At 75.2% G+C, this 12,090-nt stretch carries 12 protein-coding genes; 1 reads left to right on the top strand and 11 read right to left on the bottom strand.

Annotated features, from left to right (window positions below; genetic code table 11):
* Positions 1–8: 8 nt before the first annotated feature.
* Both ABD811_RS10735 and ABD811_RS10730 read right to left on the bottom strand, forming a co-directional pair.
* On the bottom strand, positions 9–839 hold the full coding sequence (locus tag ABD811_RS10735; protein ID WP_344944683.1) for a nitroreductase/quinone reductase family protein: 831 nt from the start codon (positions 837–839) through the stop codon (positions 9–11).
* Positions 840–1,169: 330 nt separating this feature from the next.
* Entirely contained in the window at positions 1,170–2,246 is a 1,077-nt protein-coding gene (locus ABD811_RS10730) for a helix-turn-helix domain-containing protein (protein ID WP_344944680.1), read from the bottom strand.
* A 94-nt stretch (positions 2,247–2,340) separates the two neighbouring features.
* On the opposite strand from ABD811_RS10730, the gene ABD811_RS10725 reads away from it, so the two are divergent.
* Positions 2,341–3,522: a cytochrome P450 gene (locus tag ABD811_RS10725; RefSeq protein ID WP_344944677.1), complete on the top strand. Its 1,182-nt coding sequence runs from the start codon at positions 2,341–2,343 to the stop codon at positions 3,520–3,522.
* A 4-nt stretch (positions 3,523–3,526) separates the two neighbouring features.
* Here the strand turns inward: ABD811_RS10725 and ABD811_RS10720 are convergent, their stop codons facing one another.
* The 9 genes from ABD811_RS10720 to ABD811_RS10680 form a co-directional block, all read right to left on the bottom strand.
* Complete coding sequence (locus tag ABD811_RS10720; protein WP_344944672.1) at positions 3,527–4,288, bottom strand: histidine phosphatase family protein; 762 nt, start codon at positions 4,286–4,288, stop codon at positions 3,527–3,529.
* Positions 4,285–5,352, bottom strand: coding sequence for a glycosyltransferase family 4 protein (locus ABD811_RS10715; protein ID WP_344944670.1), 1,068 nt, complete (start codon positions 5,350–5,352; stop codon positions 4,285–4,287). The genes ABD811_RS10720 and ABD811_RS10715 overlap by 4 nt, the downstream gene beginning before the upstream one ends.
* 72 nt (positions 5,353–5,424) lie before the next feature.
* Positions 5,425–6,174, bottom strand: a complete 750-nt coding sequence (locus tag ABD811_RS10710; RefSeq protein ID WP_344944667.1) for a class II aldolase/adducin family protein — start codon at positions 6,172–6,174, stop codon at positions 5,425–5,427.
* Positions 6,171–7,619 (bottom strand): xylulokinase, encoded by a 1,449-nt coding sequence (locus ABD811_RS10705; RefSeq protein ID WP_344944664.1) that lies wholly within the window; start codon positions 7,617–7,619, stop codon positions 6,171–6,173. The genes ABD811_RS10710 and ABD811_RS10705 overlap by 4 nt, the downstream gene beginning before the upstream one ends.
* Positions 7,616–9,034 carry an FGGY family carbohydrate kinase gene (locus ABD811_RS10700; RefSeq protein WP_344944661.1) on the bottom strand — a complete coding sequence of 473 codons (1,419 nt, stop codon included), beginning with the start codon at positions 9,032–9,034 and terminating at the stop codon, positions 7,616–7,618. The genes ABD811_RS10705 and ABD811_RS10700 overlap by 4 nt, the downstream gene beginning before the upstream one ends.
* A 9-nt stretch (positions 9,035–9,043) precedes the next feature.
* On the bottom strand, positions 9,044–10,057 hold the full coding sequence (locus ABD811_RS10695) for a 2-hydroxyacid dehydrogenase (RefSeq protein WP_344944657.1): 1,014 nt from the start codon (positions 10,055–10,057) through the stop codon (positions 9,044–9,046).
* Positions 10,054–11,139 carry an ABC transporter ATP-binding protein gene (locus tag ABD811_RS10690; RefSeq protein WP_344944654.1) on the bottom strand — a complete coding sequence of 362 codons (1,086 nt, stop codon included), beginning with the start codon at positions 11,137–11,139 and terminating at the stop codon, positions 10,054–10,056. The genes ABD811_RS10695 and ABD811_RS10690 overlap by 4 nt, the downstream gene beginning before the upstream one ends.
* Positions 11,132–11,626 (bottom strand): ribose-5-phosphate isomerase, encoded by a 495-nt coding sequence (locus tag ABD811_RS10685; RefSeq protein ID WP_344944651.1) that lies wholly within the window; start codon positions 11,624–11,626, stop codon positions 11,132–11,134. The genes ABD811_RS10690 and ABD811_RS10685 overlap by 8 nt, the downstream gene beginning before the upstream one ends.
* A partial coding sequence (locus ABD811_RS10680; protein WP_344944648.1) for a DAK2 domain-containing protein occupies positions 11,619–12,090 on the bottom strand: 472 nt, incomplete at its 5' end. The genes ABD811_RS10685 and ABD811_RS10680, both read right to left, overlap by 8 nt.

Here is a 12,090-nt window from a genome sequence, read left to right as displayed (position 1 = left end):
CCGGCCCGTCACGGCGCGTCGAGCAGCGGGATCAGCTGTTCCTCCTCGTAGTCGAGGTGGGCTTCGAGCTCGCCGGTGAGCCGTTCGACCTCGGCGAGCACCGCGCCGGGCTCGGTGTCCTCGGCGGCGACGGCCCGTTGCAGGTCGTCCAGCAGCGCCGCGACCCGCTCGTGCTCGCGACGCAGCCGGTCGAAGGTCGCGGCGTGCCCGGGATGCCGGGCGGCGAGGGCGGGGAAGATCCCCCCGTCCTCGGCGGCGTGGTGGAACCCCAGGCCCTGGCAGACGGTCAGGCAGTTGACGCGAAGCTGCGCGCCGAGCCGCGGCCCGGATCCGGCGATCTCCTTGCGGATGAGCGCCAGTTCGCGGCGGAACGCGTCGTGCACCAGTTTGAGCGCCGCACCCGGCGACGCGGCGTTCGACCCCGGCGGGCCCGGGACGGGCTCCAGCGCGACCACGGGGATGACGCGCGTCGTCTTGGCCTGGTACTCGGCCCATCCCGGGTCGGCCTCGGCCGCGCGGGCGAACAGGCGATCGCGTTCGTCGCCCTCCAGGACGGTGGCCTTCGCCTCATAGACGAAGACGCCGTCCTCGACGGTGACGCGGGGATTGGCCACCAGGTTGTGGAACCAGTCCGGATGCCTGGGGGCTCCCCCGGCGGAGGCGATCACCAGCAGGCGGTCCGTGTCGGGCAGGTAGGCCACGGGGGTGGTGTGCGGGGCGCCGGAACGGGCCCCGGTGGTGGTCAGCAGCACCAGCCGGCCCCCTTCGAAGGGGCCGCCGACACGTCCGCCGTTGGCGCGGAACTCGTCGATGATCCGCTGATTGAAGTCGTTGGGCATGCTCTCTTTTCTCGGTGGAGTGCGAAGTTTTCGGCAGGCCGCTTTTCGGCATGACGAAAAAGCCGCGGCGGCGCAGCGATTCGTGCGCGATGACGCGCGCACGCGAAGAACAGCGGAAAAACGCTGAGAAGGTGGGGAAGCGAGCCGAAGGCGGTGAACGGCGGGCCTCTGGCCCGCGTTCCGATCACGCCGTGGCCGGGCGCCTCACTCGTGAATGGCCCATGGCCGACCCGGCAGTCACGTCCCCGACCCTAACCCGGGCGAATATCCCGGGGCAACTTCTCGCCGGAATTCCGAATTTCCGGCGGCGGGCCATGCCGTGGCGACGGGCTATGCCGTGGCGGCGGCGTGACAGGCGCCGTACCCGTCGGCGCGGGCGACGATCCGGCCGTCGCGGACGCGGACGGCGACCTCGGTGGCGTCGCTGACCGCGGGCACGCCCGCCGCCGCGGCGACGGCGCCCGACGGGTCGTGCACCACCCGCAGGCGCGGCCAGGCCCGCCGCGGGAACGCCTGGCGCAGGCAGCCGCACAGGTCGCCGACGACCAGCCCGGCCAGCGGCGCCAGCTCGCCCGGGTCGCCGGTGACCAGCACGGCCGTCACCGGGGCCCGGCGCGGCGCGGCACGCACCGCCTCCTCGACGGCCTCCAGCCGGTGCAGGCCCAGGACCGCCACCACGCCGTCGTCGTACAGCCGGGCGGGTTCACCGCGCACCGCGTCCACCGCGGGCGGCGGGGTCCACGGCTCGTCGGCCGGGCGCGCACGCGGCGCGTACGGCAGGTGCGGCGGGGCCCAGCGGTCGTCGAGGTCGAGGCCGGCCAGCCGCTCGCACACGCCGACCATGTCGAAGACCTCGACGAACCCGGGGGCGGCGGCCGACATCTGGCCGGCGCCCTGCAGGGTCGTCAGCACCGCCTCGGCGACGCGGACCAGCCGGGGCGCGCGCGGCCGCAGCTCCTCCAGGGCCAGCCCGAGCAGGAGCGCGTCCAGCTTCATCAGCTGCGCGAACGCCTGCCGGGTGCGCTCCTCGGCGACGATCTCGGGCATCAGGTCCTTGCCGAGCCAGGCGCCGTCGGTGGCCAGCGGCAGCCGGGCCACCCAGGCGCGCGCGAACGCGGCGAGCGCCTCCGCGGCGCCGGACGCCGGCCCGTCCAGGCCGGGCGGCGGCTCGTCCGGCCCCGGCGGCGGCGGGAACGCGGCCTCGCCGTCTTCGGCGAGGACGGCGAAGTACAGGGCCCGTTTGCCGGGGAAGTTGGAGTAGACCGCGCCGCGGGTGAGCCCCGCCCGCGCGGCGATGCCGTCGATCTTGGCTTCGCGGAAGCCGCGCTCGGTGAACTCCTCCCGGGCCGCGGCCAGCACCCTGGCGCGGTTGCGCTCCTGCGCCTGCGCTCTGGTGAGCCGTTCCATCGTCCTCCCCGGGTTGCCGCCGATCGCCGGTCAAGATACCGTCGCCATCCAGATGATCCCATCATCTGGCATGAACATCTGACAAGGAGCGCGCATGGCCGCCGTCCCCGAGCTGGACCTCACCGACCCCGAAGTGATCCGCGACCCGTTCGGCGCCTACGGGCGCGCCCGCGAGCAGGCGCCGCTGGCCCGGCTGACGATCCCCGGGCTGCCGCCGACCTGGGCCGTCCTGCGGCACGCCGATGCCCGGGCGATGCTGGCCGATCCCCGCTTCGAGCTGAACGCCGACAGCTTCATGCGCCCCGACGTGCCCGACGACTGCCTGCCGTACATGCGGACGATGAGCGAGATGAACGGCGCGGAGCACACGCGGCTGCGCAGGCTGGTGTCCCCGGCGTTCACCGCCCGCCGCGCCGCCGCCTTCCGCGACCGCATCGAGCCGATCGTCGGCCGCCTGCTGGCCGGCCTGCCCTCCGGCGACGGCGTCGTGGACCTGCTCCCCCGCTTCGCGCGGTCGCTGCCGATGGAGGTCATCTGCGAGCTGGTGGGCATCCCCGAGGCCGACCGGCCGCGCTGGCTGGAGTACGGCGCGACGGTCGCCGCCGGCGCCGGGCGGCGGTTCGCCGAGGCGATTCCGGGGATCATGCAGGGCGCCAGGGCGGCGGTGGCGCGGCGCCGCGCCGAGCCCGCCGACGACCTGCTCTCCGACCTGATCCGGATCCAGGCCGACGACGGGGACCGGCTCACCGACACCGAGATGGTGACGCTCGTCTGGCATCTGGTCATGGCGGGGCAGACGCCCACCAACCTGGTCACCAACGCGCTGCACGCCCTGCTGTGCCATCCCGGGCAGCTCGCGGCGCTGCGCGAGGACCCCGCGTTGATGCCGCGCGCCGTCGAGGAGCTGATCCGCTGGTGCGGCCCGACCCTGCTGACGATCCCGCGTTACGCGCGCGAGGACGTCGACCTGTGCGGGGTCGCCGTGCGCAAGGGCGAGCCGGTCACCGTCTCCGTGGCCGCCGCCAACCGCGACCCGCGCGCGTTCGAGGACCCCGACCGCCTCGACGTCACCCGTGAGGCGGGGGCGGCCGGGCAGCTCGGCTTCGGCCACGGGCCGCACTTCTGCCTGGGCGCGTCCCTGGGCCGCGTCCAGACCGACGTAGCGCTCACCGCCCTGCTGCGCCGCGACCTGGCACTGGCCGCCGACGACCCCGACGGCCTGCGCGCCCCCGACCCGGGCACGTGGCGTCTGACCTCGCTACCGGTGCGGCTCTGACCCGTCAGGCCCCGGCGTCCTCGGCCGCGACGCCGCCCGCCGGGACGGGGGCGGCGGACGACCCGCAGCCGCAGGCGGCGGCGCGCAGGTGGGCGGTGTCGTTGAAGGCGCGCACGACGGCCGTGCCGTCGCGGAACCAGTCGATCTCCGACAGGCAGGCCGAGTCGAGGAACATCCGGTGCATGCTGGCCAGCGGCGCCTGCAGCGCCATCACCACCAGCGTCTTGATCGCGCCGACATGGCTGACCAGCAGCACCGTGCCCGCGGGGAGGCGTTCCACGACGCGCGCGCGGACGCGCTGCAGCCGGGCCAGAGTGTCGGTGAAGCTCTCCCCGCCGGGCGGCGCGACGGCGGGGTCGCTGCTCCAGGCAGCGGCCTCGTCGGGCCAGGCGGCGCGGACCTCCTCGAAGGTCAGGCCCTCCCACGCGCCGAAGTCGGTCTCGCGCAGGTCGTCGTCCACCACCACCGGACGCCGCCCGAGCCCGGCGGCGACGATCTCGGCGGTCTGCCGGGCGCGGCGCAGCGGCGAGGACAGCACGGCCGAGATGCCGCCGCGTTCGGCCAGGCGGCGGGCCGCCGCCCGCGCCTGCGCCACGCCGTCCGCGCTGAGCCCCACCTCGGACACGCCGCTGAACCGCTTCTGCGGCGACAGCGGGGTGTCGCCGTGGCGCAGCAGCAGGGTGGTGACGGGCGGGACGGTGACGGAGTTCCAGCCGGTGCCGCGGTCGGGGCCACCGGGATCATGGGGTGAGGACGTGTCGGTCATGAGATCTCCCGCAGGGTGGCGAAGAAGGTGCGCGCGCTGTCCTCCCAGGTGGGGAAGGTGAGGGCGCGTTCGCGGGCGGCGGCGCCGAGCCGGGCGCGCAGTCCCGCGTCGTCGATGAGCGCGCACAGCTCGGCGGCGAGCGCGGGCACGTCGCCGACCTCGGCGTACCGGCCCTCGCGGTCATGCCTCGCCAGGTGGGGAAGGTTGCCCGCCCGCCAGCCGACGACGGGCAGCCCGGCTGCCATCGCTTCTCCATACACCGTTCCGTACGGCTCGCGGGTGCTGGGAAGCACAAAGACGTCGCAATCCCGGTAGAGCCGGGCGACCTCGTCGCCGGGCAGGCGGCCGTGGCGGACGACGCGTCCGGCCAGCTCGTCACGGTTCAGGCGGCGCAGGATCGCGGTGCGGTATGCGGCGTCGGCGTGCTCGTCCCCCACCAGGTGGAGGCGGGCGGCGCCCTCGGGCAGCAGGGCGACCGCGTCGAGCAGCTCCAGGATGCCTTTGCGGGGCAGCCAGTTGGCGACGCACAGCAGCGCGGCGCGGTTGTCGCCGCGCACGTCGGTGGGCGGCACGACGACGGGGTCCGGGAAGCCGGCCACGTCGCGTCCGGGCGGCACGACGACGGTGTCGGGGAAGCCCTGCCGGGCCAGTTCCTCGGCGAGATGCTCGCTGGCGACCATGAGCCGGGACACCCGACGGTAGACGGACCGGTCGAGCGCGGCCTGCACCCTCGTGCGCAGCGGGCCGTGGTCGATGCCGCCGGGCGGCTGGTGCAGCACGGCGGCGACGGGGACCTCCGGCCACGTCCGGGAGGTCGCCAGGAACCCGGCGGCGATGCTGTCGAGCACCACCACGTCGGGCGCCTGCTCGCGCACCGTCCGCCAGACCTCGTCGGCGTCGCGGGCGGCGAGCGGGAAGCGCCGTTCGGGGAAGGAGGCGAACCGGAGCCGGGCGCCGTTGCGCGGCGCGAGTTCGGCCATCCGGCGGTGGTAGCGATAGCCGCCGGTCAGCGTGTTCGGATCGCCCAGCGTGATGAGGGACACCGACACGCTCTGCTTCGCCACCAACCCGACCTACCCCCGCTCTGCGACAACGGTTTGCAAAGGCGACCGTAACGCAGGGCGGGGGCCCTTGGGTCAGTGCGACAGAAGCTTGCGGCGGGCGATCTCGTCGGGCCGGGTGTGCAGGGCCTGGACGTTCTCCGGCGGCAGGAACGCGGGCTTGCCCACGGCCAGCACGCCCGACATCACCCGGGCCACCTTCACCGCCATCTCGGTGATCGCGTTGACCTCGCCGGCGGACCGGCCGAGCGCGAAGATGCCGTGGTTGGCCAGGTAGACCAGCTTGGGCGGCTCGCCGTGCTCGGCGATGTGGCGGCGCAGCCCGGCGTGCACCTCGCGGGCGATGGCCAGGCCCGGGTCGGCGTACGGGACCAGCAGCGCGTGCGGCCCGAGCACCACCACCTGGTCGGGGAACAGCGTGCCCTCCACCAGCAGGTGCGCCTGGTCGGAGCACAGCACCGCGTTGGCCGCGACCGGGTGGGTGTGGCCGACGACCTGCGCGCCCGCGTACTCGATGCACATGGCGTGCAGCAGCGCCTCGATGGACGGGCGCCCGTCGCCGCCGACGCGCGCCTTCAGCATGGCCTCCGACAGGCCCGCCTGGTCGAGGTCGTCCTCCTCCAGCAGGCCGAGCAGGCGGGCGGTGTCGACCTCGACGAAGTCCTTGGACGACGCGCCCGCCATCCGCGATCCGCTGGCCTTGACGAGCATGCGGTTCGCGCCGGTGCGGGCGGCGGTGTTGCCCTCGGCCAGCACCACCAGGTCGCGGTCGGGACGCCCCAGCTCGCGGGTCAGCTCGATGAGTTCTGCCAGGCCGTCGGTCACGATTCTCCTTGCACCATCGGGTGGGTCAGGGGCGGCAGCGTCTCGCGCAGCCGCCGGAACAGTTCGTAGCGTTCGGTGTAGCGGGCGGCCCGCTCGGGGTCGGGCCGGTGGACGCGGGACGGCACGACCGCCAGGTCCCGGACGTCCTCCGGCGACGACCACACGCCGACGGCCAGGCCCGCGAGCATGGCCGCGCCCACGGCGGCGCCGTGACCGGTGACCGGCACCTGGATCTCGCGGCCCAGCACGTCCGCCTTGACCTGCAGCCACGCCTCGCTCTTGGCCCCGCCGCCCGTGCACAGCACCGACGGTACGGGATGCCCGGCGGCCTCCAGCGCGTCCAGGTCGGCGCGCAGCGCGAACGCGGTGCCCTCGAACACCGCGAGCAGCAGGTCGCGGGCGTCCACGCCGAGGTCGAGGCCGACGACGGCGCCGCGGACGCGGGCGTCCCAGCTGGGCGTGCGCTCGCCCGCGAACGACGGGGCCGCCAGCAGCCGGGTGGGGCGGGGACGCTCCAGCAGCGGCCCGGAGTCGAGCAGGCCGGGCGGCTCGCCGGTGAGCGCGCGCACCCAGTCCACGACGGCGCCGGTGGAGACCTGCGCGGTCAGCACGAGGTCGACGCCGTCCACGCAGTGCCGGGAGTGGATCAGCCCGGGCACGGCGGTGCCGCGCGGCACGGCCAGCACGGTGACGGTGGAGAACCCGGTCATCTCGGTCAGCGGGTCGCCGGGCCGCAGCACCCCGGCCTCCAGCGCCGACCCGACCGCGTCGATGCCGCCGGCGGCGACCGGGGTGCCGGCGGGCAGCCCGGTGAGCGCCGCCGCCTCGGGCGTGACCCGGCCGACGATCGTGCGGCACGGCACGGCGGCGGGGAGCATGCCGACCGGGACGCCCGCGTCCGCCAGCGCGGCGGGCCAGCCGCCGTCCCAGCCCTGCATGAGGCAGGCGCCGGAGTCGTCCAGCGACGACTCGCCGGTCAGCCGCCGGACCAGGAACCCGTTGGCGTGCAGCACCACCTCGGCCTTGGCCAGCTCGGCGGGGCGCTGCCGCGCCCACCACAGCAGCTTGGCGGTGCCGTGGTAGGGGTCGGGGCCGTTGCGGGACGTGCCGAGCAGCTCCCCGATCTCGTGGGCCTCGGCCATGGCGCGCCGGTCGATCCAGGTCAGCGCGGGGCCGACGGGGTCGCCGTGCGCGTCCACCGCGACCATCGTGGGCGCCTGGCAGGTGACCGCCACCGCCGTCACCTCGGCGCCGCCGACCACCTCGGGCAGCGCCTCGCACGCCGCGCGCCACCACGCCTCGGCATCCTGCTCGGCGCCCATCCCGGCCAGCCGAGTCGGGTAGCGGACGGTGCGTTCGCGCAGCACGCGGGCCCGGTCGTCCAGGGCGACGGCCTTGAGCCCGGTGGTGCCGATGTCGACGCCGACGGTGACACGCGCGGTCAACTGTTCCTCCATCGGTCGCGGGCGTGCGCCACCCGGTCCAGGTAGTCGGCGTAACCGGCGGCGTAGAAGCCGGCGCGCTCGGGGTCGGGGTCGCATCCGGCCACCGGCTCGGTCCACTCCTCGACGTCCAGGTCGACGCCGAGGCGGGCGGCCGCGGCCAGCACGGCGCCGCGCGCCCCCGCCTCCGGGGCGGCGACCCGCACCGGCCGTCCGATCACGTCGGCGAACAGCCGCAGCCACTGCTCGCTGCGCGTTCCGCCGCCGCACACCGCCAGGCGGCCCGACAGTCCGGCGGCGTCCAGGCAGTGCCGGGCCGCGTAGGCGATGCCCTCGCAGGTCGCGCGCACCAGGTCGGCCTTGGAGGTCTCCAGGCTGACGCCGCTGATCTCGGCGCGGGCGCCCGGCTCGACGAACGGCGCCCGCTCCCCCGACGGCGCGAAGTACGGCAGGATCCGCACCCCGTTCGCGCCGGGCGGGGACTCGGCCAGCATGTCCTCGACCTGCTCGTGCGACAGGCCGGTGGACGCCAGCACCCAGTCCAGGGCGGCCGTGCCGACCATCGCGGGCATCGCGCACAGCCACCGGCCGGGCCGTTCGGTCGCCAGCGTCAGCCCGGCGGGCTCGCGGCCCAGGTCGAGGTCGTCGGTGACGACCTGGCAGGCCAGCGTGGTGCCGACGGTGAGCAGCCCGTCGCCCGGCTCGGTGATCCCCGCGCCGCGCGCGCAGGCGGGCAGGTCGAACGGCCCGCCGGCGACGGGCGTCCCGGCGGGCAGCCCGGCGGTCTCCGCGCGGATCTCCCCCAGCGGCATGGGGTCGTGGACGGGCGCCAGCAGATCGGCCCGGTGCGTCAGCCCGCACGCCTCGATCACCCCGGTGTCGTACGCGCGGGTACGCGGATCGAGGAACGGCACGGACGCGTCGGACACGTCGGTGGCGCGCACGCCCGTCCACCGCTGGAACACCACGTCCTTGCAGTATCCGGCGGTGGCGGCGGCGTCGAGCACCTCGGGGCGGTGCCGGTCGAACCACGCCAGCACCGGCCCGGCGCTGCCGGGGAACATGCCCGAGCCGGTGCGGCGGAAGACCCGCTCGGCCACGCCGTCCGCCATCCACCCGGCCAGGACGCCGGCGGCCCGGCCGTCCATCCACGACACCGCCGGGTGCACCGGCCGGGCGTCCCCGTCGACCAGCCACACGCCGTCGCCCTGGCCGGTCAGCCCGGCCAGCCGCGGCGTCACGCGGAGCGCGGCGACCACCTCGTCGACGGCCCGGCACACCTCGTCGATGTCCTGCTCGACCCGGCCGTCGCGCACCGCCAGCCGCGTGCGCCGCGACTCCACCCCGAGGACGCGTCCCCGCTCGTCGAAGGCCGCCGCCTTGACGAGCGAGGTTCCCACGTCGATCCCGACGTACATGTGCCGTCCTCAGGGGTTCATGCAGTGGGCCAGGGCCTCGCCGCGCGAGTACCGGCCGACCTCGGCGGCGACGATGCGGGCGGCCTTGTGCGCCACCGCGCGGCTGGCGCCGCCCAGGTGCGGGGTCATGACGAGGTTCGGGGTGGTGAACAGCCGCGACCCGGCCGGGACGGGCTCCTCGTAGAAGGTGTCCAGTCCGGCGGCCATCAGGTGGCCGGAGTCCAGGGCGTCGCACAGCGCGTCGTAGTCGAGCAGCGGCCCGCGCGCCACGTTGACCAGCACCGAGCCGGACGGCATCAGGCCGAGCTCCCGCGCGCCGATCAGGCCCCGGGTCTCGGGCGTGACGCGGGCGTGCAGCGTCACCACCCGCGACCGGGTGAGCAGCTCGTCCAGGGTGTCGACGCGCTCGCCGATGATCTCGCCCTTGGCGTAGGGGTCGTGGACGAGCACCTTCGCGCCGAACGCCGCCATGACGCGGGCGACGCGGCTGCCGATCGCGCCGTACCCGACCAGGCCGACGGTGGTGTCCTCCAGCTCCAGGCCGCAGTTGTCGTAGGAGTAGAAGTCGCCGCGCCACTCGTGCTCCACAGCCAGCGACTGGTGCGTCTGCGGGATGCGGCGCAGCGTCGCCAGCATGATCCCGACGGTGAACTCGGCGGTGGCGGTGGCGTTGCGGCCGGGCGCGTAGCAGACCCGCACGCCCCGCTCGGTGGCGGCCTCGACGTTGACGTTGACCGGGCCGCCCCGGCTGACGACGATCAGCTTCAGGTCGGGCGCGGCCGCCAGGACGCGGCGGGTGAACGGCGCCATCTGGGTGACGCACACCTCCACCCCGTCCAGCGCCTCGATCATGGCGTCCTCGGTGCCGGACGCCTCGTCGACCTCGGCGACCCGGCCGAACGGCTCCACCGGCCACGGCAGGGTGGCCTCCGCGATGTCCGGGGCGTCGCCCAGCTCGTCGCGCAGGGCCTTGACCAGCAGCGACGTCAGCACGAAATGGTCACCGGCGGCAAGAATCCTCATCGGATCGCCTCTCCTGTCTCGGCGTCGAACACATGGGTGCGGTGCGGGTCGAAGCGCAGGGTCACGGCCTCGTCGGCGTCCAGCCGGACCTCGGGGGCGGTCTGCGCGACGATGGTCTTGTCCACGCCCTCCAGCCGCAGGGTGGCCAGGCCCAGCTCCAGCAGCGGCTCGTAGACCACGACGGCGCCGCGCAGGTCGGCCTCGGTCTCGGCGGCCAGCAGCACGTCCTCGGGACGGACGCCGACGACGACCTCCCGGCCGTCCGGCACCCGCACGCCCTCGGGCAGCGGGACGCGGGCGGCCTCGGACAGCCGGACGGCGCCGCCGTCCACCCGTCCGGGCAGCAGGTTGATGACCGGTTCGCCGACGAAGTCGGCGACGAACAGGTTGGCCGGCCTGTCGTAGATCTCGTCGGGGGTGCCGATCTGCTGGATGACCCCGTCCTTCATGACGGCGATCCGGTCGGCCAGCGAGATCGCCTCCTCCTGGTCGTGGGTGACCAGGATGGTGGTGTAGCCGAGGTCGCGCTGCAGGCGCTTGAGCTCGCGGCGGGTGGTGTCGCGCTGCGCGGCGTCCAGGTGCGACAGCGGCTCGTCCAGCAGCAGCACGTCGGGCCGGCGCACCAGCGCGCGGGCCAGCGCGACGCGCTGCTTCTGGCCGCTGGACAGCCCGCCGGGCTTGGCGTCCAGCAGGTCGGTCAGCTCGATCCGGCGGGCCATGTCCTCGACGCGCCGGGCCACCTCCCGCTTGTCGGCGCCGCGCGCCGACAGCCCGAACGCCAGGTTCTCCCGGACGGTCAGCGGCGGGTACAGCGCGTAGTTCTCGAACGCCACGCCGATGTTGCGGCGCTGCGGCGGCAGCCCCACCATCGACTTGCCGCCGACCACGATGTCGCCGCCGGTCACCTCCTCCAGCCCGGCGATCATGCGGAGGGTGGTGGACTTGCCGCAGCCGGACGGGCCGAGCAGCCCGAGCAGCTCCCCGGACGGCACCTCCAGGTCGATGCCGCGCACCGCCGTGACGTCCGGGCGGCCCTTGCGGTGGTAGGTCTTGCGCAGTTCGCGCAGCGCCATGTCAGCCATGGTGGGCGTCCTCGTACTCGGCGATCACGGCGATCTTGCGGGCGCTGGCGGACTCGGGGTCGAACCGGTGGCCGAGCCACTCGTCCAGGATCCGGGCGGCCAGCTCGGGGCCGACGACCCGCGCGCCCATCGTCAGCACCTGGCAGTTGTTGGACAGCACCGAGCGTTCGGCGGAGTAGGTGTCGTGCGCGGTGGTGGCGCGCACCCCGGGCACCTTGTTGGCGGTGATCGCCATGCCGATGCCGGTGCCGCACACCAGCACCGCCCGGTCCAGCCGCCCGGCGGCGACCTCCTCGGCGACCTTGAGGCCCACGTTCGGGTACGGCTCGGTGTCGGTGGCCTCCCGCACCCCGAAGTCGCGGACCTCGGCCACCCGCGGGTCGCCGGCCAGCAGTTCCCGCAGCCGCTCCTTGAGCGCGAACCCGGCGTCGTCGGCTCCCACCCCGATGACGAACCGGTCCTCGCCGCCCGCCTTCACGTCACTCACCGTGCACACCTTTCGCTTCCACCAGGGGCACCCGTCCCGCGTCCGCCGCGTCGGTCTCGGCGTCGGCGCCGGCCAGGACGGCGGCCGTTTCCTCCAGGCACCAGGTCAGGGAGACGGCGCCGGGGTCGGGGACGCCGCGGCCCTTCTCGCCGAGGGCGGCGGCCCGGCCGCGCCGCGTGATCATCTGGGCGGTGCCGTCCGCGCCGTCGCGGGCGGCGGGCAGCGCCGCGGCCCAGGCGGCCGCGAGCCGGTCGCCCGCCGCGACGCGTTCCTCCAGCGCGTCCACGAACGGCACCAGCGCGTCCAGCAGGGTCTTGTCGCCGGGGGCGGAGCGGCCGAGCCGCATCATCTCCGCGACGGCCGACCGCAGCCCCGCCGCCACGGCCTCCGCCCCGGAGCGGGCGGCCAGCTCGGTGCCGAGCCGGTCCAGCAGCACGCCCCACAGCGCGCCGGACGCACCGCCC

The organism is Actinomadura miaoliensis, assembly GCF_039536785.1.
Lineage (GTDB): Bacteria > Actinomycetota > Actinomycetes > Streptosporangiales > Streptosporangiaceae > Spirillospora > Spirillospora miaoliensis.
Note: the sequence above shows the minus strand (reverse complement) of the source record. Positions and strands in the feature narration are given on the sequence as shown.

Excerpts from the sequence above, each read along its gene's own strand:
- ABD811_RS10735 (WP_344944683.1), bottom strand. The coding sequence starts at position 839 with ATGCCCAACGACTTCAATCAGCGGATCATCGACGAGTTCCGCGCCAAC.
- ABD811_RS10730 (WP_344944680.1), bottom strand. The coding sequence starts at position 2,246 with ATGGAACGGCTCACCAGAGCGCAGGCGCAGGAGCGCAACCGCGCCAGG.
- ABD811_RS10725 (WP_344944677.1), top strand. The coding sequence starts at position 2,341 with ATGGCCGCCGTCCCCGAGCTGGACCTCACCGACCCCGAAGTGATCCGC.
- ABD811_RS10720 (WP_344944672.1), bottom strand. The coding sequence starts at position 4,288 with ATGACCGACACGTCCTCACCCCATGATCCCGGTGGCCCCGACCGCGGC.
- ABD811_RS10700 (WP_344944661.1), bottom strand. The coding sequence starts at position 9,034 with ATGTACGTCGGGATCGACGTGGGAACCTCGCTCGTCAAGGCGGCGGCC.
- ABD811_RS10695 (WP_344944657.1), bottom strand. The coding sequence starts at position 10,057 with ATGAGGATTCTTGCCGCCGGTGACCATTTCGTGCTGACGTCGCTGCTG.
- ABD811_RS10690 (WP_344944654.1), bottom strand. The coding sequence starts at position 11,139 with ATGGCTGACATGGCGCTGCGCGAACTGCGCAAGACCTACCACCGCAAG.